Genomic DNA, 23,544 nt, shown 5'->3' on the forward strand with positions numbered 1-23,544 from the left:
CTCGCCGCGAATGGATTTGCATCCCGGCACCGCCCTCCCGTAATGTCGTGTTCACCGACGCGGGGTGGAGCAGCTCGGTAGCTCGCTGGGCTCATAACCCAGAGGTCGCAGGTTCAAATCCTGTCCCCGCTACTGAAGACCGAGGGCCGGAATCCAGAAATGGATTCCGGCCCTCGGTGTTTTCACGCGCACACGGCCGAGAGGTCTCCGTGTCCGTGTCGAGCCCTCTCGGGCATACGCGAGGAGCCCCGGCGGATGCCGGGGCTCCAGGGAAGCGTGGTGTTACGCGCTCGCACAGTTCGGGCACAGTCCCCGGTACGTCATCTCGACGTCCGACACCGTGAAGCCGAAGCGTTCGGAGTCGGGGAGGTCGGCGAGGGGGTTGCCGGTCGGGTGGACGTCACGGATCGCGCCGCAGCGAGCGCAGACCAGGTGGTGGTGCGGCCGGTGCGCGTTCGGGTCGTACCGCTTGGCGCGCTTGTCCGTGCTGACTTCCAGGACCTCGCCGAGGGTCACCAGCTCACCCAGCGTGTTGTAGACGGTCGCCCGGGAGATCTCCGGCAGCTTGGCGACGGCCCGTGCGTGCACCTCGTCGGCCGTCAGATGGACGTGCTCGCCGTTCAGGACCTCGGCCACCACGCGTCGCTGCGCGGTCATCCGCCATCCGCGTCCACGCAGCCGTTCCAGAAGGTCGCTCATGGCCACCAGCCTAACAGGAAGAGGGACCAGGTCGGGAATATGTGTGACTTTGGATCGTGGCTTGACTTAGACAAAGTCCATTGTAGGATCAAAACCGGCTTTGGCCACAGGACAGGACTAGTCAGTGATGACGCAGGAGGCGCACGTGTCGCAGGGACCGCTCACCACGGAGGCCGGTGCTCCGGTCGCCGACAACCAGAACAGCGAGACGGCGGGCGTCGGCGGGCCGGTCCTGGTCCAGGACCAGCTGCTGCTGGAGAAGCTGGCCCACTTCAACCGTGAGCGCATCCCGGAGCGTGTGGTGCACGCCCGCGGCGCCGGCGCCTACGGCACGTTCACCGTGACCGCCGACGTCACGCCGTACACGCGTGCCGCGTTCCTCTCCGAGGTCGGCAAGGAGACCGAGGTCTTCCTGCGCTTCTCGACGGTGGCCGGCAATCTCGGCGCGGCCGACGCGGTCCGGGACCCGCGGGGCTTCGCGCTGAAGTTCTACACCGAGGAGGGCAACTACGATCTCGTCGGCAACAACACCCCGGTGTTCTTCATCCGGGACGCGATCAAGTTCCCGGACTTCATCCACACCCAGAAGCGCGACCCGTACACCGGCAGCACGGAAGCCGACAGCGTGTGGGACTTCTGGTCGCTGTCGCCGGAGTCGACCCATCAGGTGACCTGGCTCTTCGGCGACCGCGGCATCCCGGCCTCATACCGGCACATGGACGGCTTCGGCTCGCACACCTACCAGTGGAGCAACGAGGCCGGTGAGGTCTTCTGGGTCAAGTACCACTTCAAGACCGACCAGGGGATCAAGAACCTCACGGCCGAGGAGGCGGAGGTCCTCGCGGGCAAGGACCCCGACTCCCACCAGCGCGACCTGCGTGAGGCGATCGAGCGCGGCGAGTTCCCGAGCTGGACCGTGGGCGTGCAGATCATGCCCGCGGCGGACGCGGCGACCTACCGCTTCAACCCGTTCGACCTGACCAAGGTGTGGCCGCACGCGGACTACCCGGTCGTCGAGATCGGCAGGCTGGAGCTGAACCGCAACCCGCGGAACGTCTTCGCCGAGGTCGAGCAGTCGGTCTTCAGCCCCGCGCACTTCGTGCCCGGCATCGGCCCCTCGCCCGACAAGATGCTCCAGGGGCGGCTCTTCGCCTACGGCGACGCGCACCGCTACCGCGTCGGCATCAACGCCGACCACCTGCCGGTCAACCGCCCGCACGCCACCGAGGCCCGCACCAACTCCCGGGACGGCTTCCTCTACGACGGCCGGCACGGCGGGGCGAAGAACTACGAGCCCAACAGCTTCGGCGGCCCGCAGCAGACCGGCCGCCCGCTGTGGCAGCCATTCGACGGCTTCACCGGCGGCACGGGCGGCCACCCGACCCCGGTGCACGCCGAGGACGACGACTTCGTGCAGGCGGGCAACCTCTACCGGCTGATGTCGCAGGAGGAGAAGGAGCGTCTGGTCGCCAACCTGGCCGGCGCCCTCTCGCAGGTCTCGCGCGAGGACATCGTCGAGCGCGCCGTCGGCAACTTCCGCAACGCCGACGCCGACTTCGGCAAGCGGCTGGAGGCGGCGGTGCAGGCGCTGCGCGACTGAGCCGGCCGCCCTCGCGGCTGGGCGGGCCGGACCCACGGTGCTCTGGGTCCGGCCCGTTCGTGTGCTCAGGGCACGGCTGCGGGCTCGCGGGCCGGGACCCAGCGGCGGATGATGTCGCGGACCGAGACGATCCCGGCCACGTCGCCGTGGTCGAGCACGATCAGGTGCCGGAAGCCGCCGTGCGCCATGGCGCGGGCCGCCTCCTCCAGGGTCCAGGTCGGGGCGGCGAAGACGACGTCGGTGGTGGTGTGGGCGTGGGTGCGTTCGGCGTCCGGGTTCTGGCCCAGGCCGACGGAGTTCAGGATGTCGCGTTCGGTGAGGATGCCGATGCCGCCGGCGTCCGGGTCGAGGACCACGGCGGCGCCGACGCGGCGGGCGGACATCAGGGCGGCTGCCTGGCGGAGGGTGTGGGCGGGGCCGAGCGTGAGGATCACCGTGCTCATGGCGTCACGGACGAGCATGGATGGGCCACCTCCTAGAATCCTCCCCGTTGTGCGGGCCCGGCGCGGGAGGCGCCTGTTCGGTAATGCACAAGTTCACAAGCGGGGGTAACCTCAGACTGCCAGGTAAAGGGCGGGTCAACAAGGGGGCGCGCGACGCCAGTTGAGGGCGTACCGGGAGTACTCCCGTTCCTCACCGGCGCTGGTTGAGATACCCCAGCAACTCGTCGTGCAGCAGCCCGTTGGACGCCGCCGCGTTGCCGCTGTGCGGGCCCGGGCGGCCGTCGAGGCCGGTGAAGGTGCCGCCCGCCTCGGTGACGACGATCGCGTTGGCGGCCATGTCCCACAGGGACAGCTCCGGCTCGGCGCAGAAATCCACGGAGCCCTCCGCCACCATCATGTACGGCCAGAAGTCGCCGTACGCGCGCGTGCGCCACACCTGGCGGGTGAGGTCCAGGAAACCGTCCAGGCGGTCCTGCTCCTCCCAGCCGGAGAGCGAGGAGTACGCGAAGGAGGCGTCCGCGAGCTTGCCGACCTGGGAGACGTGGATACGGGACGCGGCGGTGAGGTTGCGGCCGGTGAAGGCGCCGTGGCCCTTCGCCGCCCACCAGCGGCGCTGCAGGGCGGGGGCGGAGACGACCCCGACGACGGGCTCGTAGCCGCCCTCCGTCGCCTCCATCAGGGAGATGAGGGTGGCCCACACGGGAACACCGCGTACGTAGTTCTTGGTGCCGTCGATGGGGTCGATCACCCAGCGTCGGGGGCCGGTTCCCTCCACGCCGTACTCCTCGCCGAGGACCGCGTCCCTCGGTCGGGCGCGCTGGAGCTGGCCGCGGATGACGTCTTCCGCCGCCTTGTCCGCTTCGCTCACCGGGGTCATGTCCGGCTTCGTCTCCACCTTCAGGTCGAGCGCCTTGAAGCGGGCCATGGTGGCGGCGTCGGCCGCGTCCGCGAGCACATGGGCGAGACGGAGGTCGTCGAGGTAGTCCGGCATGTGAGGAACGGTATCCGGCGGGCGGGTGCGGGGGCCACCAGGGTCCGGGTGTGAACGGCCGTCGCGAACCCTTGACAGTGCATACAGGCGCGTCAAATCTGGGCGCAGTGTCGCTGTGACCCAGGGAGGCGAGGATGCCTGCTGCCCGGGAATCGTTGTTGGACGCCGCGTTCACGGCGCTCGTGCGCCGGCCGTGGTCCGCGGTGCGGATGGTCGACGTGGCCGCGTCGGCCGGGGTGTCCCGGCAGACCCTGTACAACGAGTTCGGCAGCAAGGACGGGCTGGCCCGGGCACTGGTGCGGCGGGAGGCCGACGGCTACCTCGCCGGTGTCGAGCGGGCCCTGGCCGGCTCCGCCGGGGCGGGCGAGCGGCTCACCGCCACCGCCGAGTGGACCACCACCGCCGCCCGGGAGAACGCGCTGGTCCGGGCCATGCTCACCGGCTGCTGGACCGAGCGGCTGCCGGCCCCGCCGCTCACCGCCGTGCCCTCCGCCACCACGGTCCCGGCCCAGCGCCGGGCCGACGGGCCGCTGCCGACGCCCCGCGACTTCGTGCGGATCGTCCGGGACCGGGCGGCGACCGCGCTGGCCGGCCCCGGCACCGCCCCGGACGACACCGCCGAACTGCTGCGCTCCTGCGAACTGGTCGTCCGCCTCGCCCTGTCCTGCGTGGCGGCCCCGACCACGGAGGGCAAAATGGCGGACCTGGTCCGGGCGGTACTCCCACGGCACCCGGTGTGAGCCGGCCCGGCCGGTACCGCGGCCCCGCAGCCCCAGGGCCCGGTACCGCCAGGAGACGGCCGCCCGCGTCAGACGTCGCCCTCGTACGGTCCGTTGCGCTGGTACACGGCCCGGTACGGCCGGGGGAGGTCGCTGCGCTCATGGGCCGCGTCGGACCGGTCGGCGGGGGCCGAAAGCGCCGACAGCACGCGCAGCCGCTCCAGTCCGGCCAGCACCGCGGCCCGGTGACCGGACTCCTTCATCCACCGCGGCAGCCGCGGGAACATCGCCCTCGTGCGGCCGGTGCCGCCCTCCCGCAGGGTGGCACCGGTATAGGCGGCCAGCGCCTCGACGTGTTCCTCGTTGCAGGCCCACAGGACGTGGCCCGCACAGCGCGTCTGCAGCCACAGGGGCCGCCGGAAGAACGGGTCCTCGGTTCCGCCGAGCTGCGCCGCGACGAGCGCGCCGTCCCGCCTGGCGGCCTGCCATCCGGCATTCACACCGCACCCGCCACAGGCGAGCCGGCGGGGCCGGACCAGCAGTTCGCCGGAGTGGGCGAGCGGGGGGAGACCGGGGCGCGGGATCACGTCCGCCCGGCCGCCGCAGCGGGGACACACCACCAGGACGCGGCCGGCGAACCGGGGCAGCCACTCGCCGCGGTCGCGATGCCGGGCCGGACCGGTGTCCTGTTCACGGTCCATGCGGGGCGCGCCTAGTGCGCCGACCCCGACAGCTGAAGCCCGATCACCCCGACGATGACCAGGCTGATGGAGACGATCTTCAGGGTGGACACCAGGTCGCCGAGGAAGACCATGCCGTAGATCGCGGTGCCCGCCGCGCCGATCCCGGTCCACACGGCGTAGGCGGGGCCGACGTCCAGCTTCTTCAGGGAGAGGGTCAGCAGGCCGAAGCTGCCCAGGGCGAACGACGCGAAGGCGATCGTCGGCCACAGGCGCGTGAACCCGTGGGAGAGTTTCAGGCACACGGCGAAACCGGTCTCCAGAATCCCGGCCACTATGACCAGCAGCCACGCCATGTGCGGTCCTCCCGTTGGTCCGGATCTCCGGCTCGGTGCGATTATGCACTTACCGAACTCACGGCCGGGCAAACAACGCGGGGCTCAGTCGCCTTCCTTGCGTTCCCGCGTGGCCAGCAGCCGGCGCAGGGAATACAGCCGTGCGGGGTCCGCGTGCCCCTCCTCCACCCACGCGTCCAGCGCGCAGTCCTGCTCGTCGTGGCTGCACGCGCGCGGGCAGCCCTCCGTGCCGGGTTCGAGGTCCGGGAAGGCGTGGATCACCCGGGACGGGTCGATGTGCGCGAGCCCGAAGGAGCGGACTCCCGGGGTGTCGACGACCCAGCCGTCCCCGCCCCCCAGCGGCAGCGCGAGGGCCGAGGTGGTGGTGTGCCGGCCCCGGCCGGTCACCGCGTTCACATGTCCCGTCGTTCGCCGGCGCTCCTCGGGCACGAGCGCGTTGACCAGGGTCGTCTTGCCGACGCCGGAGTGGCCCACGAACGCGGTGACCCGGCCGTCCAGATGCGCGCGTACCCGGTCCGCCGCGCCCCCGCTCTCCAGCTCCTCGCGGCTGGTGACGACGTACGGGATGTCCAGGTCGCCGTACAGCTCCAGCAGCTTGTCCGGCGGGGCCAGGTCCGACTTGGTCATCACCAGCAGCGGCTCGAGACCGCCGTCGTAGGCCGCGACCAGACAGCGGTCGATCAGCCGGGGGCGCGGCTCCGGGTCGGCCAGGGCCGTCACGATCGCCAGCTGGTCGGCGTTGGCCACGACCACTCGCTCGTACGGATCGTCGTCGTCGGCCGTGCGGCGCAGCAGCGACGACCGCTCCTCGATGCGGACGATCCGCGCGAGCGTGTCCTTCATGCCGGACAGATCGCCGACCAGGGCCACCCGGTCGCCCACCACGGCCGCCTTGCGGCCCAGCTCGCGGGCCTTCATCGCCATGATCGTGCGGTCGTCGACCAGACAGGTCAGCCGGCCCCGGTCGACGGTGAGGACCATCCCCTCCGCCGCGTCCTCGTGCTTCGGGCGGATGTTCGTCCGCGGCCGGTTGCCCTTGCGGTTGGGACGGCTGCGGATGTCGTCCTCGTCGGTGTGCTTGCCGTAGCGGCGCATGGCGTGATCCCTACTGTCCGAGCATTCCGGTCCACAGCTCGGGGAAGTCCGGCAGGGTCTTCGCCGTCGTCGCCACGTTCTCGATCTGCACGCCCTCGACCGCCAGGCCGATGATCGCACCGGCGGTCGCCATGCGGTGGTCCTCGTAGGTGTGGAAGGTCCCGCCGTGCAGCGGGCGCGGACGGATGTGGAGGCCGTCGGCCGTCTCCGTGACGTCACCGCCCAGCTCGTTGATCTCCTTGGTGAGCGCGGCCAGCCGGTCCGTCTCGTGCAGCCGCAGATGCGCCACGCCCCGCAGGGTGGACGGCGAGTCGGCGAGCGCGGCCACGGCCGCGACGCCCGGGGTCAGCTCGCCCACGTCGCCCAGGTCCACATCGATGCCGTGGATCGCACCCGAACCGGTGAACCGCAGCCCGTACTCGGTGAGCTCGCAGGAACCGCCCATCTCGGTGAAGATCTCCCGCAGCCGGTCACCCGGCTGGGTGGTGCGGGACGGCCAGTCCGGGATCAGCACCTTGCCGCCGGTGATCAGGGCCGCCGCCAGGAACGGCTGTGCGTTGGACAGGTCCGGCTCGATCGTCAGGTCCCGGCCGAGCAGCGCGCCCGGCGTCACCCGCCACACGTTCGGCTCGCCGCCCGACTCGGGGGTGTCCACCTGGGCGCCGACCGCACGCAGCATGTCCACCGTCATCCGGATGTGCGGCAGCGAGGGCAGGCTCGCCCCGGTGTGCCGGACCTCCACGCCCTGGTTGAAGCGCGGGCCGGACAGCAGCAGTGCCGAGACGAACTGGGACGACGAGGAGGCGTCGACCGAGACCGGACCGCCGTCCAGCGCCCCGCCGCCCTGCACGGTCAGCGGCAGCGCGCCCCGGCCGTCGTCGTCGATCCGGGCACCGAGCACCCGCAGCGCGTCGATCACGCCGTCGAGGGGACGCTCGTACGACCGCGGGTCCCCGTCGAACCGGATGGGACCGTCGGCCAGCGCGGCCACCGGCGGCAGGAACCGCATCACGGTGCCCGCGTTGCCGACGTCGACCGTGGCCGGGCCGCGCAGGCCCGTGGGCAGCACCCGCCAGGCCTCGCCGGTGCCGTCGGGGCCGACGCCCTCCTCGATCTCCACGCCCATGGCCCTGAGGGCGCCGGCCATCAGCAGGGTGTCCCGGGACCGCAGCGGGCGGCGCAGCCAGCCCGGCTCGGAGGCGAGGGCGGCGAGGACCAGGGCACGGTTGGTGACCGACTTGGACCCCGGCACGTGGACCGTCGCGTCGACGGCCCCGCTCGCGTGCGGGGCGGGCCAGAGTGCGGTGGAGGAGCTGTTCGGGGCCATGGGGCCACTTTATAAGGAGGGCCCGGGGTCAACCTTCCAGCAGCCAGCGGCCCCCGCCGATCAGCGAGCACAGGGACACCGCGTGGAACAGGAACAGCCACAGGCCCGCCGGTACGTGCGTCAGCCGCGACAGCTGGTCCGCGTCCGAGTCCCCGGCCCCTCCCCGGGACCGCTTGGCCTGCAGTTCGAACGGCGGCCGGACCCCGCCGAGCAGCAGGAACCACACCACCGCGTACGCGAACGCCGCCTGCACCTGCGGTCCCGTCAGCCAGGACACCAGCAGGAACGCCCCGCCCGCGAGGACCACGGTCAGTACGCCGTACGCGTTGCGGATCATCACCAGCATCACCACCAGCAGGGCGGTGGCCACCCACAGCAGCAGAGTGATGCGGCCGGCGGCCAGCAGCGCGGCCCCGCCGAGACCCAGCAGCGAGGGAGCCGTGTACCCCGCCGCGGCCGTGAGGATCATCCCCAGGCCGTACGGCTTGCCCCGGCTGACCGTGAGCCCGCTGGTGTCGGAGTGCAGCCGGATGCCGGTGAGCTGCCGGCCGGTGAGCAGGGCGGTCAGGCCGTGGCCGCCCTCGTGGGCGATGGTGATCGCGTTGCGGGATATCCGCCACAGCGGATGGGGCACGACCACGGCGAGCGCCGCGGCCGCGGTGGCCAGCACCACCCACAGGTCGGGATCGGGCTGGGAGCCGGTGAGCCGGTCCCAGAGGTCGGGCAGCGCGGTGGCGGCGAGGCTGTCCATATCTCGCGGTGGCTCCCTGCAGTAGTACGGAGTCTGGCAGTGTGGCACGTATGTGCGGACGGTATGCATCGAGTCGTGGGCCCGAGGATCTCGCGGGTATCTTCGAGATCGAGAAGTGGGAGCCCGAAGAGACCCTGGAGCCGGACTACAACGTGGCTCCGACCAAGGAGGTCTACGCCGTCCTGGACCGCCCCCTGAAAGACGCGGACTCCCCGCGTCCGGTTCGCCAGCTGCGGAAGCTGAAGTGGGGCCTGGTCCCGTCCTGGGCCAAGACGCCCGAGGGCGGCGCCCGCATGATCAACGCGCGCGCCGAGACCGTGCACGAGAAGCCCTCCTACCGACGGGCCTTCGCCGCCCGCCGCTGCATCGTGCCGGCCGACGGCTACTACGAGTGGGTCACCGGCGAGCAGGAGCGCGATCTGGAGGTCGAGGGCAAGAAGAAGCGGCCGCGCAAGCAGCCGTACTTCGTGCTGCCCGCCGACGGCTCGGTGTTCGCGATGGCCGGCCTGTACGAGTTCTGGCGCGACCGGACCCTGCCCGACGACCACCCCCGGGCCTGGTGGGTCACCTGCTCGGTGATCACCACCGAGGCGGAGCGGACCCCGCTGGCGGTGGCCCCGGCCGAGGGCCCGCACACCCTCGCCGACATCCACCCCCGGATGCCGCTGATGCTCACCCCGGACCGCTGGGACGCCTGGCTCGACCCGTCCCGCACCGACCCCGACGGCCTGCGCGACCTGCTCACGCCGCCGCCCGCCGGCCTGATGCGCGCCTATCCGGTCCCCACCGCCGTCAGCAACGTCCGCAACAACGGCCCCGAGCTGCTGAAGGAGCTGGAGGCACCGGAAGAGGGCACACTCTTCTGACGTGACTACCGAGACCGTTGCCACGGATGCGGGAGATGCCCGGATCACCTGGCACGAGGCGAAGCGTGCGCGGCTGGTGCTGGCCGTCGGCCATGGGGCGGGCGGCGGCATCGAGGCGCGCGACCTCCAGGCACTCGCCGGGACGCTCCCGGGGCACGGCGTCACCGTCGCCCTCGTCGAGCAGCCCTGGCGGGTCGCCGGGAAGAAGGTCGCGCCCGCCCCGAAGACGCTGGACACCGGGTGGCGCGGCGTGTGGCCCGCCCTCGCGAAGCCGGGACTGCCGGTGATCTCCGGCGGCCGGAGCGCCGGGGCGCGCGTCGCCTGCCGTACGGCGGCCGAGCTGGGCGCCCACGCCGTGCTCGCCCTCAGCTTCCCGCTGCACCCGCCGGGCAGGCCGGAGAAGTCCCGCGCGCAGGAGCTGCTGGGCGCCGGCGTGCCCACGCTGGTCGTCCAGGGCGGGAACGACCCCTTCGGCAGGCCGGAGGAGTTCCCCGACGGCTCCTACGAGCTGATCGAGGTGCCGTACGGCGATCACGGGTTCGCCGTGCCCAAGCGTGCCGGGACCACCCAGGAGCGCGCGCTGGAGATCATCACCGACGGGGTCGCGGGGTGGGTCGCGGCGCTCGGGTGACGGCCGGGAATGTTGCGCGGCCGCCCGCTGTTGAGGCCCACAGAAGTGCTGAGGACCTCGGCACCGACGTCGTGGGAGAGGAAGTCCGCCGCATGGGTTCGACCATCTGCCCGAGCCGCAGCAGCCGCACCGACCTGGACTGGACGGTGCTGCACGCGGCCAGGACCGCTCCTATTCGAGCGGCGGCGGGTACGGGTCGTGTTCTATCCTCCGAATCGAGTGGGATCGGTTCTGGTCCTGCCCGGGATCTTGAGGAGGTGGGTCCGGTCACCGGTACCGACGCAGGGACCGACAACGGCCAGGCGGAGCAGCCCGAGGGCCAGGGCGTCAGCGCGGAAACGTCCGGTGAGACGACCGCGGAGCGCAGCCGGCGCTTCGAGCGGGACGCGCTCGAATTCCTCGACCAGATGTACTCGGCCGCGCTGCGCATGACCCGCAACCCGGCCGACGCCGAGGACCTGGTGCAGGAGACGTACGCCAAGGCGTACGCGTCCTTCCACCAGTTCCGCGAGGGCACCAACCTCAAGGCGTGGCTGTACCGGATCCTCACCAACACCTTCATCAACTCGTACCGCAAGAAGCAGCGCGAGCCCCAGCGCAGCGCGGCCGAGGAGATCGAGGACTGGCAGCTCGCCCGCGCCGAGTCGCACATGTCGACGGGACTGCGTTCCGCCGAGTCGCAGGCGCTGGACCACCTGCCGGACTCGGACGTGAAGGAAGCGCTGCAGGCGATCCCCGAGGAGTTCCGCATCGCCGTCTATCTCGCGGACGTCGAGGGCTTTGCGTACAAGGAGATCGCGGACATCATGGGGACACCCATCGGTACGGTGATGTCCCGGCTGCACCGGGGCCGCCGGCAACTGCGCGGCATGCTGGAGGACTACGCCCGTGAGCGCGGGCTGGTCCCGGCGGGCGCCGGGGAGTCGAACGAAGCGAAAGGCTCGGGCTCATGAGCTGCGGAGAGCCGCACGAGACGGACTGCGGTGAGGTCCTGGACCATCTGTACGAGTTCCTCGACAGCGAGATGCCGGACGTCGACCGCGACAAGTTCCAGCACCACTTCGAGGAATGCTCGCCGTGCCTGGAGAAGTACGGCCTGGAGCAGGCCGTGAAGAAGCTGGTGAAGCGGTGCTGCGGCCATGACGACGTGCCCGCCGACCTGCGCGCCAAGGTCATGGGGCGGATCGATCTGATCCGCTCCGGGCAGACCGTGCCGGAACACGACGTGACCAAGGCGCCGACCGCGCCCCAGGAGTCCTGACACGCCGGGGCATATCACCCGAACGTGCTAATCCTCAGGTCATAAGCCCCGCACCCCCCGATAACCGCCCTAGGCTCCGAGCCTGGACAGGCATGGTCGGGGAGGGGCGTGATGGAGGCGGTACCGGCGAGGGCGCGCGGCTATGTGACCGGTGTCGCCCTGCTCGCCGCGCTCAGCCTGTCCCGGCTGCCGGCCACCCCCACCCCCTGGGCCGCCACGCTCCTGCTCGCCGCGCTCTACGCCACCTGCGAGCACGTCGTGCACCGCCGCTTCGGCGGCCCCTTCTACCCCGTGCTGCTCGCCGGCGCGTTCCTGCTGCCCCCGGCGGCCGCCGCGCTCGTCCCGGTGCCCGCCGCCCTGCTGTCCCCGGTCGAGCACCGGCCCGCCCTGCCGCGAAGGGTGTGGCGGGCCGCGCAGCCCGCGCTCGCCGTGTGGGCCGCCGCCCGGGTGCACGGGGCGCTCGGCGGCCGGGACGCCGTCGTCCGCTCCGACTTCCCCCACGCCCTGCTGCCCGCCGGCGCGGCCGTCCTCGCCTTCTGCCTGGTGCTCACCGCGCTCGACGGCGGCCTGCGCGCGGCGGCCGGGCCGGTGCCGCTGCGCCGGGCCTGGCGCGGCCTGCTGGCCCGCTCCCTCGCCGCCGTCGCGGTGCACGGCCTCGCCGGACTGATGATGGCCGTGCTGTGGCGCAGCCCCTACGGCCCCGTGTCCGCGCTGCTCGTGCTGCTGCCGATGTGCGTCTCCTGGTGGGTGTTCGCCCAGTACCACCGCGAACGCGCGGCCCACCAGGCCACCATCCGCGCCCTCGTCCAGGCCGTCGACATCAAGGACGGCTACACGCGCGGCCACAGCGAACGGGTCGGACAGGCATCTGTGCTGATCGCCCGCGAACTCGGCATGGACGACGACCGTGTCGAGGTGCTCCGCTTCGCCGGCATCCTGCACGACGTCGGCAAGCTGGGCGTGCCCACCCGGCTGCTGCGCAAGGACGGGCCGCTCACTCCCCAGGAGCGGCGGATCATCGAACTGCATCCCGAGTACGGCCACGAGATGGTCCGCGGGATCTCCTTCCTCGGCGAGGCCCGCGCGGCCATCCTCCACCACCACGAGCGGCTCGACGGCACCGGCTACCCGTACGGGCTGGCCGGCGCCCAGATCCCCGAGTGCGCCCGGATCGTCGCCGTCGCGGACGCCTTCGACGCCATGACCTCCACCCGCTCCTACAGCAGGGCCCGCCCGGTCGAGGCGGCCGTCGCCGAGCTGGAGCGCTGCGCCGGGGCCCACTTCGACCCCCGCATGGTCACCGCGCTCGTCCGCGCCCTGGCCCGCTCCGGCTGGCACCCGGCGGTCACCGCCGACGAACCGGCGTACGGCACCCCGCCCGCGCAGCGGGCCTCCCGCACCGGGGTGCCCCGATGACCGTCCTGAGACTCGTCCACGGCGCCGCCGCCCTCGTCTCGGCCGCCTCCCTCGCCGTCACCCTGTGGACCGGCCTGGCCGACCGGGGCGACGCGCTCGCCTTCGGCGTGCTCATAGCCGTCGGCGAGCTGACCCGGTGGAGCGACACCCGGGCACGCCAGGCCGCACCGCTCGGCGCCGCCGGCTCCCTGTCGTACGCACTGCTGGGCGCCGACGCCGGCCGGCCAAGCCAGCACGACGCCGCCCAGGTCGTCACCGTCGTCCTGGTCGCCGCCCTGATCGGCGCCGTCCCGCACATCTGGGCCGGCCGCACCGCCACCGCCGACCACCTGGCCCGCCGCGTCCTCACCGTCGGGTTCGCCGCCGTCTGCTTCCAACCCCTGTACAACCGGGGCGTCTTCGACTCCTGGAGCGGCCCCGCCTACGCCCTGCTGCTGCTCACCCTGCTCGCGCTCACCTCGCTGTGCGGCGCGGTCCTGGCCGCCGCGCTGGCCCACTGCCGCACCGGCTGGCCGTTCGGACCGCTGCTGCGCGAAGAACTGCGCGGGCTGCTCGGCATCGGCTCCGCCGTCGTCGCGACCGGCGCGGTGATAGCGCTCGCGGTCGCCGTCGTCGGACTGTGGGCGCTGCCCGTGTTCTGCCTGCCCATGCTGCTCGTCCAGCTGTCCGTGCGCCGGTACGCGGCCGTGCGTGCCACCTACCGGCAGACCATCGCCTCCCTCGCCCGCGCCACGGAGATCGCCGGCTGCACCCCCGCCGGGCACGCCCGCCGCGTCGCCGCGCTCAGCCTCGCCGTCGGCCGGGACCTCGGCCTGACCGGCCCGGAACTGACCGTCCTGGAGTACGCGGCCCTGATGCACGACATCGGACAGCTCAGCCTGGTCGACCCGGTCCCGGCCGGCGCCACCGCCGCCCTGCCGGCCGCGGAGCAGCGGCGTATCGCCCTGCTCGGCGGCGCCGTCGTCCGGCAGACCGGGGTCGACGCCGCCGTCGCCGTCGTCGTGGAGCGACAGGCCGACCCCTACCCGGAACAGCCCCTCGCCGCCCGCATCGTCCGGGCCGTGAACGCCTACGAGGAGAAGACCCGGGAGGCCGGCCCCGAGGGCCCGCTCCGTGCGCTGGAGGAGCTGCGACTGGGCACCGCCGGGGACTACGCTCCCGAGGTCGTGGAGTCGCTCGCCCGGGTGCTGGCCCAGCCCCAGGGCGCGCGGGAGCGCGTCCCGGTGAGACGAACGGGACTGTCTGACCCCGAGCCCGGCTGGGTAACCCATGGGTAATGAGCGCCTTTCCCGTCGTACGTGGTTGGATGCGAGGGAGAGGGTGTCCGGGGGCACAAGCCAGCCCACTGTGCGGAACTGGAACTGGCAGGCGGGAATCGTGAGGATCTTCGGCAAGGGACGGCACCGGCCCTCCGCCTCCTGGCGGCAGGCGACCGACCGGGCGTTCACGCTCATCGGGGACGGCCGGTACGAGGACGCCGGCGAGCTGCTGACACGCGCCGCCGACCTGGAGCCCTGGCTGTCGGAGTCCTGGTTCAACCTCGCCCTGCTGCACAAGTTCCGGCACGACTGGGAGCAGGCCCGCGCGGCCGGACTGCGTGCGGTGGCCCTGCTCGACCGGGAGACCGGGGCGCCCGACTGGTGGAACGTGGGCATCGCCGCGACCGCCCTGCAGGACTGGCCGCTGGCCCGCCGCGCCTGGCAGGCGTACGGGCTGAAGGTGCCCGGGGGTGCCGCGGCCGCCGCCGAGCCGCTCGGCATGGAGCTGGGCAGCGCCGCCGTACGGCTCTCCCCGGAGGGCGAGGCCGAGGTCGTCTGGGGCCGCCGGCTGGACCCGGCCCGGCTGGAGGTGCTCTCCATCCCGCTCCCCTCGTCCGGGCGGCGCTGGGGCGAGGTCGTGCTGCACGACGGCGTCCCGCACGGCGAGCGCACCACGTCCGCGGGGCACTCCTACCCGGTCTTCGACGAGATCGAGCTGTGGGCGCCGTCCCCCGTGCCCACCTGGGTGGTCCTGCTGGAGGCGGCCACCGAGGCGGACCGGGACGCGCTGGAGCAGCTCGCGGCCGACGCCGGGTTCGCCGCGGAGGACTGGTCGTCGTCGGTGCGGCTGCTGTGCCGGATGTGCTCCGAGTCACGGATGCCGTCCGACGAGGGCGAGGGCGTGCACCTCGACCCGCACGATCACAGCGAGCCGGGGCATCCGGGGCCGCTGGGGCACCGGACGGACGGGCAGCTGTGGGTGCCGGAGCGGGAGTGCGGGGTGGCCGCGCCGGCCTCGCTGGTGCGGGGGCTGCTGGACGGCTGGGTGGCCGACAGCCCGGACTCCAGGGACTGGCGGGATCTGGAAGAGGTTTGCTGAGCCGCCGGTGAGCAGCCGCCTTTAGGCTGTACTCGCAGAATTTTCCAGGCTTGCAGGAAGGCGTACGTCGGTCATGGCGCAGCAGGACACCGATCAGCAGCACGCGGGCGTGCTCCCCGTCGACGACGAGGGCTATGTCGTCGACACGGGGGAGTGCGAGGAGCGCGAGAGCGCCTGGCGTGAGCGCGGCACCTCGCGGCCGATCACGGTCGTCGGCAATCCGGTGCTGCACAAGGAGTGCAGGGACGTCACCGAGTTCGGCGAGGAGCTGCAGCAGCTGGTCGCCGACATGTTCGCCAGCCAGCGCACCGCCGAGGGCGTGGGCCTGGCCGCCAACCAGATCGGTGTCGACTCGAAGGTCTTCGTCTACGACTGTCAGGACGACGAGGGCGTCCGGCACGTCGGCGTGGTGTGCAACCCGAAGCTGGTCGACCTGCCCGCCGAGCGGCGCCGGCTCGACGACAGCAACGAGGGCTGCCTGTCCGTGCCCACGGCGTACGCGTCGCTGGCCCGGCCGGACTACGCCGAGGTGACCGGCCAGGACGAGAAGGGCAACCCGGTCAAGGTCCGGGGCACCGGCTACTTCGCTCGGTGTTTGCAGCACGAGACCGACCACCTCTACGGCTACCTGTACATCGACCGGCTGTCGAAGCGGGACCGCAAGGACGCGCTGCGGCAGATGGCCGAGAACGAGCCACGCTACCCCGTGGTCGCCAACGACTGACCAGGGCAGGGCACTTGGGGCGCCCGGCCGGGATCCTTCCCGGCCGGGCGCCTTCGTGTTGCCGCGGTTCGCTCATGCGTGCGTCGTACAACCGATCCAATGTGCGCTCCTAGTGATCCTTAATCAGTCACACAAGGGGGGATTCTCGGCACCATGGGGTAGTGAGTGAAGCAAATCCGTTCCCACGCCGGTCAGTTGTGGTGCTGAATGTAAGAGCGGGGATACGCAACGGCGCACGCCCGGCACGGGAGGGGTGCGCGCTCCTGGCGGCTGAGAGGGGTTTGTACGTGCAAGCTTTCCCACGCAGCACCACAGCGACGGCGACGGCGGTCGTAGTGCCACCCTCACTGGCACTCCCGGTGATCGAATCCGCCTTTCCGCGGCAACTGCACCCGTATTGGCCCCGGCTCCAGGAGAAGACACGGCTCTGGCTCCTGGAAAAGCGGCTCATGCCGGCGACCAAGGTAGCGGAATATGCCGATGGACTGTGCTACACGGACCTCATGGCGGGCTACTACACAGGGGCTCCGGACGAGGTCCTGCAGGCCATAGCCGACTACAGCGCCTGGTTCTTCATCTGGGACGACCGCCACGACCGCGACGTCGTGCACGGCCGGGCGGGCCACTGGCGGCGGCTGAGGTACCGGCTGCACGCCGCCCTCGACGCCCCCAGACACCATCTGCACCATCCCGACCCGCTGGTGGCCAGCTTCGCGGACAGTGTGCTGCGGCTGTACGGGTTCCTGCCGCGCACCTGGAACCAGCGGTTCGCCCGGCACTTCCACGCGGTGATCGAGGCCTACGACCGCGAATTCCGCAACCGCACCGAAGGATACATACCCGGCGTCGAGGAGTACCTCGCCCTGCGCCGCCACACCTTCGCCCACTGGATATGGACGGATCTGCTGGAAGCGAGTGCGGGCCGTGAACTCCCGGGCGCCGTGCGGAAAAACCCGGCGTATCGCCGGGCGGCCCTCCTCAGTCAGGAGTTCGCCGCCTGGTACAACGACCTCTGCTCACTGCCGAAAGAAATAGCGGGCGATGAGGTGCACAATCTCGGAATCAGTCTCATCACCCATGAGGGACTGACCCTGGAAGAAACGGTGGACGAAGTCAGGCGACGCATCGAGGAGTGCATCGAGGAATTCCTCGTGGTGGAGAAGAACGCCCTGCGGTTCGCCGATGAAATCGACGACGGAACGGTGCGCGGCAAGGAATTGAGTGCCGCCGTCCGGTCCTGTGTCGGGAATATGCGCAACTGGTTCAGCTCCGTCTACTGGTTCCACCACGAGTCCGGCCGGTACATGGTCGACAGCTGGGACGACCGGTCCACGCCCCCGTACGTCACGAACGAAGCGGCAGGTGAGAAATGACCCTTGAGTCGGTCAAGCCCGAGGCCCCCGGGACCCGCGACACCTCCGAGGCGCCCGAGCTGCGCTTACCGCCCCTGGCCGGCGGAGCCGTACCGGTCCTCGGGCACGGCCTGAAACTGGTCCGCGACCCGCTCGCCTTCATGTCCGCGCTGCGCGAGCACGGTGACATCGTGCGTCTGCGGCTCGGCCCCAAGACGGTGTACGCCGTCACCACGCCCGCGCTCACCGGGGCACTGGCCCTGAGCCCCGACTTCAAGATCGACGGCCCGCTGTGGGAGTCCCTCGAAGGGCTCCTCGGCAAGGAGGGCGTGGCCACCGCGAACGGCCCCCGGCACCGCAGGCAGCGGCGCACCATACAGCCCGCGTTCCGGCTCGACGCGATACCCGACTACGGCCCGGTCATGGAGGAGGAGGCGCACGCGCTGACCGGCCGCTGGAAACCCGGCGAGACCATCGACTGCACCTCCGAGTCCTTCCGGGTCGCCGTCCGGATCGCCGCCCGCTGCCTGCTGCGCGGCGACTGCATGGACGAGCGCGCGGAACGGCTCAGCATCGACCTCGCCGCCGTCTTCCGGGGCATGTACCGCCGGATGGTGATGCCGCTCGGGCCGCTCTACCGGCTGCCGTTCCCGGCCAACCGCGAATTCAACCGGGCATTGGCCGATTTGCATCTGCTGGTGGATGAGATCGTCGCCGAGCGGAGGGCGTCTGGTCAAAAGCCGGACGATTTGCTGACGGCATTGCTGGAGGCGAAGGACGACAATGGCGATCCCATCGGGGAACAGGAGATCCACGACCAGGTCGTCGCGATACTCACCCCCGGCAGCGAAACAGTCGCGTCCACGATCATGTGGCTGCTTCAGGTCCTCGCCGAACATCCGGAACACGCCGAGAAGGTACGGACCGAGGTCGAATCCGTGACCGGTGGCCGACCGGTCGGATTCGAGCACGTGCGCGCGCTCAGGCACACCAACAATGTCGTCGTCGAGGCCATGCGGCTCCGGCCCGCCGTATGGATTCTGACGCGGCGCGCGGTGACCGACACCGAGCTCGGCGGCTATCGCATTCCGGCCGGGGCGGACATCGTCTACAGCCCGTACGCGATCCAGCGTGACGGCCGCTCCTACGCCCGCCACCTCGACTTCGACCCCGACCGCTGGCTGCCGGAGCGGGCCAAGGACGTACCGAAGTACGCCATGAGCCCGTTCAGCGTCGGCAACAGGAAGTGTCCCAGCGACCACTTCTCCATGACCCAGCTGAGCCTGATCACCGCGGCGATCTCGGCGAAGTACCGCTTCGAGCAGGTCGACGGGTCGAACGACAGCACCCGCGTGGGCATCACGCTCCGCCCGCACGACCTACGCCTGCGGGCGATGCCCTGGTAGGGCGCCTGGTACCGGTGCGCGCTCAGGCGGCCTGCGGGCCCCGGAACGCGCGCCGGTAGGCGTTCGGGGTCGTCCCGAGGGCCCGGACGAACTGATGGCGCAGCGCGGCGGCGGTGCCGAAGCCGGTGCGCCAGGCGATCGCGTCCATCGTCTCGTCCGTACCCTCCAGCAACTCCTGTGCCAGCAGAACCCGTTGACGAAGGATCCACCGGTAGGGAGTGGTCCCCGTCTCCTGCTGGAAGCGCCGGGCGAAGGTGCGCGGCGCCATGTGGGCGCGGGCGGCGAGCTGCTCCACGGTGACCTCCTGGTCGAGATGGCTCTCCATCCAGGCCAGCACCTCCCCGACCGTGTCGCAGGGAGCCTTCGGCAGGGGCCGCTCGATGAACTGGGCCTGCCCGCCGTCCCGGTGCGGCGGCACCACCATCCGGCGGGCGATCTTGTTGGCGACTTCCGGGCCCTGTTCCTTGCGCACCAGGTGCAGACAGGCGTCGATCCCGGCGGCGGTGCCGGCGGAGGTGATGACGGGATCCTCGTCCACGTACAGCACGTCCGGCTCGACCGTGAGCCGGGGGTAGCGCCGGGCGAGCTGCTCGGCGTGGTGCCAGTGCACCGCGCAGCGCCGCCCGTCCAGCAGTCCCGCCGCGGCCAGCACGAACACGCCGGAGCAGACGCTGAGCACCCGTGTGCCCCGGTCGACGGCCCGCCGCAGCGCCGCCAGCAGCTCCGCCGGATACTCGCGCTGCGCATAGGTCTCACCGGCCGGTACGGCGATCAGATCGGCCTCCTCCAGCCGCTCCAGGCCGTACGGGGTGGTCACGCCGAACCCGCAGTGCGTGCGCAGCTCGGGGCCCTCCGCCGACACCACGGCGAAGTCGTACACGGGCAGTCCGTCGTCGCTGCGGTCGATGCCGAACACCTCGCACACGACGCCCAGCTCGAAGGGATGCACTCCGTCCAGCAGGACGGCGGCCACGTTCTTCAGCATGCTGACAGTGTGCCTCGACAGTGGCGGTAATTCGAGGGTGTGCGGCAGTCCTGCCGCTCACGGTAAGGAGCATTCGGCGCGACAGTGGTGTCCATGAACGGAAACCAGATCGAAGGCCTCATCGGAATCCTCGCCACCCTCGGGATCCTGGTCCTCCTGATCCTCCCGTCCGCGCTCGGAGCGGTGCGCGACCGGCGCGTCGACCGACAGCTCAGGGAGGCGGAGCGGCCCGCGACGCCCCCGCGCGCCGGAGCGAAGGAAGAGCCCGAGCGCCTCGGGAGGCGCTCCGGCGTGGCCCGGCACGCCTGACCGGAGAACGAACGGCGTCGCCCGTCCGCACCCTCCCGAAGGCGGTGCGGACGGGCGACGCCGAACAGCCCGTGGCCGGTCAGAAGTCCTCGTCCAGGTCGACCGTGCCCTCCACGGCGACCTGGTAGGCGGAGGGACGGCGCTCGAAGAAGTTGGTCAGCTCCTGGACGCCCTGGAGCTCCATGAAGGAGAAGGGGTTCTCCGAGCCGTACACCGGGGCGAAGCCGAGACGCGTCAGGCGCTGGTCGGCGACGCATTCGAGGTACTGGCGCATCGAGTCGGTGTTCATGCCGGGCAGGCCGTCGCCGCAGAGGTCGCGGGCGAACTGCAGCTCGGCTTCGACGGCCTCCCGCAGCATGTCGGTGACCTGCTGCTGGAGCTCGTCGTCGAAGAGCTCCGGCTCCTCCTTGCGGACGGTGTCCACTACGTCGAAGGCGAAGGACATGTGCATCGTCTCGTCGCGGAAGACCCAGTTGGTGCCGGTGGCCAGGCCGTGCAGGAGGCCGCGGCTGCGGAACCAGTAGACGTAGGCGAAGGCGCCGTAGAAGAACAGTCCCTCGATGCAGGCGGCGAAGCAGATGAGGTTGAGCAGGAAGCGGCGGCGGTCGGCCTTGGTCTCCAGCCGGTCGATCTTCTCGACCTCGTTGATCCACTTGAAGCAGAACCCGGCCTTCTCGCGGATGGAGGGGATGTTCTCCACGGCGTCGAAGGCGGCGGCGCGGTCGTCCGGGTCGGGGAGGTAGGTGTCCAGGAGGGTCAGATAGAACTGGACGTGTACGGCTTCCTCGAACAGCTGCCGGCTCAGGTACAGACGGGCTTCGGGGGAGTTGATGTGCTTGTACAGCGTCAGCACGAGGTTGTTGGCGACGATCGAGTCGCCGGTGGCGAAGAAGGCCACCAGGCGGCCGATGAGGTGCTGTTCCTCGGGCGTGAGCCTGGCGAGGTCGGCGACGTCGGAGTGGAGGTCGACCTCCTCGACGGTCCAGGTGTTCTTGATGGCGTCCCGGTAGCGCTCGTAGAAGTCGGGGTAGCGCATGGGGCGCAGGGTCAGTTCGAAGCCCGGGTCGAGGAGGTTGGTGTTTCGGGTGGTCATTACTGGCAGGCCTCGCAGGACTCGGGGTTTTCCAGCGAGCAGGCGACCGCGTCGGGGTCGGTGACCTGCTGCACGGGGATGGTGGCCTGCGCCTGGGCGGCGCGGGCGATGCGCGTCGCCGGACGGGAGCGCAGGTAGTACGTCGTCTTCAGCCCGGACTTCCAGGCGTAGGCGTACATGGAGGAGAGCTTGCCGATCGTCGGCGTCTCCAGGAACAGGTTGAGGGACTGGGCCTGGTCCAGGTACGGGGTGCGGGCGGCGGCCATGTCGATGAGGCCGCGCTGGGGGATCTCCCAGGCCGTGCGGTAGAGGTCGCGTACGTCCTCCGGGATCCAGACGAAGTCCTGGACGGAGCCGTTGGCGTCGCGCAGGGCCTCGCGGGTGCGGGCGTCCCAGACGCCGAGGTTCTTCAGGTCCTGCACCAGGTAGGAGTTGACCTGGAGGAACTCACCGGAGAGGGTCTCGCGCTTGAACAGGTTCGACACCTGCGGCTCGATGCACTCGTACACCCCCGCGATCGAGGCGATGGTGGCCGTCGGCGCGATCGCCAGGAGCAGCGAGTTGCGCATGCCCGTCTCCGCGATGCGCGTGCGCAGGGCGTCCCACCGCTCGGGCCAGGCGGGCTCGACGCCGTAGTGGTCGGGGTGGAGGACGCCGCGGGCGGCGCGGGTCTGGTCCCAGGCGGGCAGCGGGCCGTTGCGCTCGGCGAGGTCGGCGGAGGCCTCGTAGGCGGCCAGCATGATGCGCTCGGCGATCCGGGTGGACAGGGCCTTGGCCTCGGCGGAGTCGAAGGGCAGGCGCAGCTTGAAGAAGACGTCCTGCAGGCCCATCGCGCCCAGTCCGACCGGACGCCACTTGGCGTTGGAGCGGCCCGCCTGCTCGGTGGGGTAGAAGTTGATGTCGACGACGCGGTCGAGGAAGGTGACGGCCGTACGCACCGTCTCGTCCAGCCGGTCCCAGTCGATGTCGCCGTCGGACACGAAGGCGCCGAGGTTGACGGAGCCGAGGTTGCAGACGGCCGTCTCGCCGTCGTCGGTGACCTCCAGGATCTCGGTGCAGAGGTTGGAGGAGTGGATGACGTTGCCGGCCTCGGCGGTCTGGTTGGCGGTGCGGTTGGCGGCGTCCTTGAAGGTCATCCAGCCGTTGCCGGTCTGTGCCAGGGTGCGCATCATCCGGCCGTACAGCTCGCGGGCCGGCATGGTCTTCTTCGCCAGGCCGGCGGCTTCGGCCCCGCGGTAGGCGGCGTCGAACTCCTCGCCCCACAGGTCGACCAGCTCGGGCACGTCGGCGGGGGAGAACAGCGACCACTGCTCGTCGGCGTTGACCCGGCGCATGAACTCGTCCGGGATCCAGTGCGCCAGGTTGAGGTTGTGGGTGCGGCGGGCGTCCTCGCCGGTGTTGTCCCGCAGCTCCAGGAACTCCTCGATGTCGGAGTGCCAGGTCTCCAGGTAGACCGCGGCGGCGCCCTTGCGCCGGCCGCCCTGGTTCACCGCGGCGACGGAGGCGTCCAGGGTCTTCAGGAACGGCACGATGCCGTTGGAGTGCCCGTTCGTCCCCCGGATCAGCGAACCACGGCTGCGGATGCGGGAGTACGACAGACCGATGCCGCCGGCGTGCTTCGACAGCCGGGCGACCTGGTGGTAGCGGTCGTAGATGGAGTCCAGCTCGTCCAGCGGGGAGTCGAGCAGGTAGCAGGACGACATCTGCGGGTGTCGCGTGCCCGAGTTGAACAGGGTGGGGGAGGACGGCAGATAGTCCAGGCGGCTCATCAGCCCGTACAGCGCCGCGACCTCGTCCACGGAGCGCGTCGTGTCGTCCTCCGCCAGACCGCTCGCCACGCGCAGCATGAAGTGCTGGGGCGTCTCGACGACCTTGCGGGTGATCGGGTGGCGCAGCAGGTAACGGCTGTGCAGGGTGCGCAGGCCGAAGTAGCCGAACCGGTCGTCGGCCGCGACGTCGACCAGCGCGTCGAGCCGCTCGGCGTGGATCCGGACGAACTCCGCGGTGCGGTCGGCGATCAGGCCCTCCCGGTGCCCGACCGCGATGGACCCGGTGAACGACGTCACGCCCTGCGAGGCGGCCTCGTCCCGGATCGCGAGGGTCAGCAGCCGGGCCGCCAGCTTCGAGTAGACGGGGTCCTCGGAGATCAGGCCGGCGGAGGCCTCCGTGGCCAGCTCCCGCAGTTCCGCCTCGTCGGCCCGCGCGGACCGGCCACGCAGCGCGGCGGCGGCGACCCGCCCCGGGTCGGCGTCGGGCAGATCGACGGTCAGCTCGGTCAAGGTCCGCAGCAGTGCGGTACCGGGACCGTCGGTCTCCAGCTCGGTGACTGAAGCCGGGTCGGCTGGCGCGATGGTCACGTGGGGCTCTCCCTCGCTCGGCACGGGGGCCTGGCGAAGGGCAGGGGCGACCACGAGCGCGCACGGCGTCGCGTCCACCAGCCCACTCCGCGAGGCCCGGACGTCAGAACGCACCCGGATCGGAC

At 71.3% G+C, this 23,544-nt stretch carries 24 protein-coding genes and 1 tRNA gene; 14 read left to right on the forward strand and 11 right to left on the reverse strand.

Annotation, left to right across the window (positions count from 1 at the left end):
* The first annotated feature begins 58 nt into the window (after positions 1 to 58).
* A tRNA-Met gene (locus FHS34_RS23225) sits at positions 59 to 132 on the forward strand.
* Positions 133 to 282: 150 nt separating this feature from the next.
* Here the strand turns inward: FHS34_RS23225 and FHS34_RS23230 are convergent.
* A complete protein-coding gene (locus FHS34_RS23230; RefSeq protein WP_184968496.1) occupies positions 283 to 699 on the reverse strand; it encodes a Fur family transcriptional regulator in 417 nt (138 codons plus the stop codon).
* A 145-nt stretch (positions 700 to 844) separates the two neighbouring features.
* Between FHS34_RS23230 and FHS34_RS23235 the strand changes: the two genes are divergently transcribed.
* Positions 845 to 2,299: a catalase gene (locus FHS34_RS23235; protein ID WP_184968498.1), complete on the forward strand. Its 1,455-nt coding sequence runs from the start codon at positions 845 to 847 to the stop codon at positions 2,297 to 2,299.
* 65 nt (positions 2,300 to 2,364) lie between these two features.
* Here the strand turns inward: FHS34_RS23235 and FHS34_RS23240 are convergent, their stop codons facing one another.
* Both FHS34_RS23240 and hisN read right to left on the reverse strand, forming a co-directional pair.
* A complete protein-coding gene (locus FHS34_RS23240; protein ID WP_184968500.1) occupies positions 2,365 to 2,760 on the reverse strand; it encodes a CBS domain-containing protein in 396 nt (131 codons plus the stop codon).
* Positions 2,761 to 2,932: 172 nt separating this feature from the next.
* The gene (gene hisN, locus FHS34_RS23245; protein WP_184968502.1) at positions 2,933 to 3,733 is read right to left on the reverse strand and encodes a histidinol-phosphatase; all 801 of its coding nucleotides are present in this window, start codon (positions 3,731 to 3,733) and stop codon (positions 2,933 to 2,935) included.
* 134 nt (positions 3,734 to 3,867) lie between these two features.
* On the opposite strand from hisN, the gene FHS34_RS23250 reads away from it, so the two are divergent.
* Positions 3,868 to 4,473 carry a TetR/AcrR family transcriptional regulator gene (locus FHS34_RS23250; RefSeq protein ID WP_184968504.1) on the forward strand — a complete coding sequence of 202 codons (606 nt, stop codon included), beginning with the start codon at positions 3,868 to 3,870 and terminating at the stop codon, positions 4,471 to 4,473.
* A 68-nt stretch (positions 4,474 to 4,541) separates the two neighbouring features.
* Here FHS34_RS23250 and FHS34_RS23255 read toward each other — a convergent pair whose 3' ends face one another.
* The 5 genes from FHS34_RS23255 to FHS34_RS23275 form a co-directional block, all read right to left on the reverse strand.
* Positions 4,542 to 5,153 carry a hypothetical protein gene (locus FHS34_RS23255; RefSeq protein WP_184968506.1) on the reverse strand — a complete coding sequence of 204 codons (612 nt, stop codon included), beginning with the start codon at positions 5,151 to 5,153 and terminating at the stop codon, positions 4,542 to 4,544.
* An 11-nt stretch (positions 5,154 to 5,164) separates the two neighbouring features.
* Positions 5,165 to 5,488: a DMT family transporter gene (locus FHS34_RS23260; RefSeq protein WP_030787784.1), complete on the reverse strand. Its 324-nt coding sequence runs from the start codon at positions 5,486 to 5,488 to the stop codon at positions 5,165 to 5,167.
* An 84-nt stretch (positions 5,489 to 5,572) separates the two neighbouring features.
* Positions 5,573 to 6,583, reverse strand: a complete 1,011-nt coding sequence (gene rsgA, locus FHS34_RS23265) for a ribosome small subunit-dependent GTPase A (RefSeq protein WP_184968508.1) — start codon at positions 6,581 to 6,583, stop codon at positions 5,573 to 5,575.
* 10 nt (positions 6,584 to 6,593) lie between these two features.
* Positions 6,594 to 7,910, reverse strand: a complete 1,317-nt coding sequence (gene aroA / locus FHS34_RS23270) for a 3-phosphoshikimate 1-carboxyvinyltransferase (RefSeq protein ID WP_184968510.1) — start codon at positions 7,908 to 7,910, stop codon at positions 6,594 to 6,596.
* Between the two features lie 28 nt (positions 7,911 to 7,938).
* Positions 7,939 to 8,661: a M50 family metallopeptidase gene (locus FHS34_RS23275; protein ID WP_184968512.1), complete on the reverse strand. Its 723-nt coding sequence runs from the start codon at positions 8,659 to 8,661 to the stop codon at positions 7,939 to 7,941.
* A gap of 50 nt (positions 8,662 to 8,711) precedes the next feature.
* Here FHS34_RS23275 and FHS34_RS23280 point away from each other — a divergent pair, with 50 nt between their 5' ends.
* From FHS34_RS23280 to FHS34_RS23325, 10 genes are all read left to right on the forward strand, one after another.
* Complete coding sequence (locus tag FHS34_RS23280) at positions 8,712 to 9,527, forward strand: SOS response-associated peptidase (RefSeq protein WP_184968514.1); 816 nt, start codon at positions 8,712 to 8,714, stop codon at positions 9,525 to 9,527.
* A gap of 1 nt (position 9,528) precedes the next feature.
* On the forward strand, positions 9,529 to 10,158 hold the full coding sequence (locus tag FHS34_RS23285; protein ID WP_184968516.1) for an alpha/beta hydrolase family protein: 630 nt from the start codon (positions 9,529 to 9,531) through the stop codon (positions 10,156 to 10,158).
* Positions 10,159 to 10,415: 257 nt separating this feature from the next.
* Positions 10,416 to 11,111, forward strand: a complete 696-nt coding sequence (gene sigR / locus FHS34_RS23290) for an RNA polymerase sigma factor SigR (protein ID WP_225817570.1) — start codon at positions 10,416 to 10,418, stop codon at positions 11,109 to 11,111.
* Positions 11,108 to 11,419, forward strand: coding sequence for a mycothiol system anti-sigma-R factor (rsrA, locus tag FHS34_RS23295; protein ID WP_184968520.1), 312 nt, complete (start codon positions 11,108 to 11,110; stop codon positions 11,417 to 11,419). The genes sigR and rsrA overlap by 4 nt, the downstream gene beginning before the upstream one ends.
* 111 nt (positions 11,420 to 11,530) lie before the next feature.
* Positions 11,531 to 12,835, forward strand: coding sequence for an HD-GYP domain-containing protein (locus FHS34_RS23300; protein ID WP_184968522.1), 1,305 nt, complete (start codon positions 11,531 to 11,533; stop codon positions 12,833 to 12,835).
* A complete protein-coding gene (locus FHS34_RS23305) occupies positions 12,832 to 14,112 on the forward strand; it encodes an HD-GYP domain-containing protein (protein ID WP_184968524.1) in 1,281 nt (426 codons plus the stop codon). The genes FHS34_RS23300 and FHS34_RS23305 overlap by 4 nt, the downstream gene beginning before the upstream one ends.
* 100 nt (positions 14,113 to 14,212) lie before the next feature.
* On the forward strand, positions 14,213 to 15,193 hold the full coding sequence (locus FHS34_RS23310; RefSeq protein WP_184968526.1) for a hypothetical protein: 981 nt from the start codon (positions 14,213 to 14,215) through the stop codon (positions 15,191 to 15,193).
* A 73-nt stretch (positions 15,194 to 15,266) separates the two neighbouring features.
* Entirely contained in the window at positions 15,267 to 15,917 is a 651-nt protein-coding gene (def, locus tag FHS34_RS23315; protein ID WP_184968528.1) for a peptide deformylase, read from the forward strand.
* A gap of 287 nt (positions 15,918 to 16,204) precedes the next feature.
* On the forward strand, positions 16,205 to 17,290 hold the full coding sequence (gene cyc1 / locus FHS34_RS23320; RefSeq protein WP_425579044.1) for an epi-isozizaene synthase: 1,086 nt from the start codon (positions 16,205 to 16,207) through the stop codon (positions 17,288 to 17,290).
* Positions 17,287 to 18,675 (forward strand): bifunctional albaflavenone monooxygenase/terpene synthase, encoded by a 1,389-nt coding sequence (locus tag FHS34_RS23325; RefSeq protein WP_184968531.1) that lies wholly within the window; start codon positions 17,287 to 17,289, stop codon positions 18,673 to 18,675. Before cyc1 ends, FHS34_RS23325 begins: the two co-directional genes overlap by 4 nt.
* Positions 18,676 to 18,697: 22 nt before the next feature.
* Here FHS34_RS23325 and FHS34_RS23330 read toward each other — a convergent pair whose 3' ends face one another.
* Positions 18,698 to 19,660, reverse strand: a complete 963-nt coding sequence (locus FHS34_RS23330) for a GlxA family transcriptional regulator (RefSeq protein ID WP_184968533.1) — start codon at positions 19,658 to 19,660, stop codon at positions 18,698 to 18,700.
* 93 nt (positions 19,661 to 19,753) lie between these two features.
* On the opposite strand from FHS34_RS23330, the gene FHS34_RS23335 reads away from it, so the two are divergent.
* Positions 19,754 to 19,969: a hypothetical protein gene (locus FHS34_RS23335; RefSeq protein ID WP_221509315.1), complete on the forward strand. Its 216-nt coding sequence runs from the start codon at positions 19,754 to 19,756 to the stop codon at positions 19,967 to 19,969.
* A gap of 79 nt (positions 19,970 to 20,048) precedes the next feature.
* On the opposite strand, the gene FHS34_RS23340 is transcribed toward FHS34_RS23335, so the two are convergent.
* On the reverse strand, positions 20,049 to 21,062 hold the full coding sequence (locus FHS34_RS23340) for a ribonucleotide-diphosphate reductase subunit beta (protein WP_184968537.1): 1,014 nt from the start codon (positions 21,060 to 21,062) through the stop codon (positions 20,049 to 20,051).
* Positions 21,062 to 23,419 (reverse strand): ribonucleoside-diphosphate reductase subunit alpha, encoded by a 2,358-nt coding sequence (locus FHS34_RS23345; RefSeq protein ID WP_184968539.1) that lies wholly within the window; start codon positions 23,417 to 23,419, stop codon positions 21,062 to 21,064. The genes FHS34_RS23340 and FHS34_RS23345 overlap by 1 nt, the downstream gene beginning before the upstream one ends.
* Positions 23,420 to 23,544: the final 125 nt, after the last annotated feature.

The sequence above is a fragment of the Streptomyces echinatus genome (assembly GCF_014203595.1).
Taxonomy (GTDB): Bacteria; Actinomycetota; Actinomycetes; order Streptomycetales; family Streptomycetaceae; genus Streptomyces; species Streptomyces echinatus.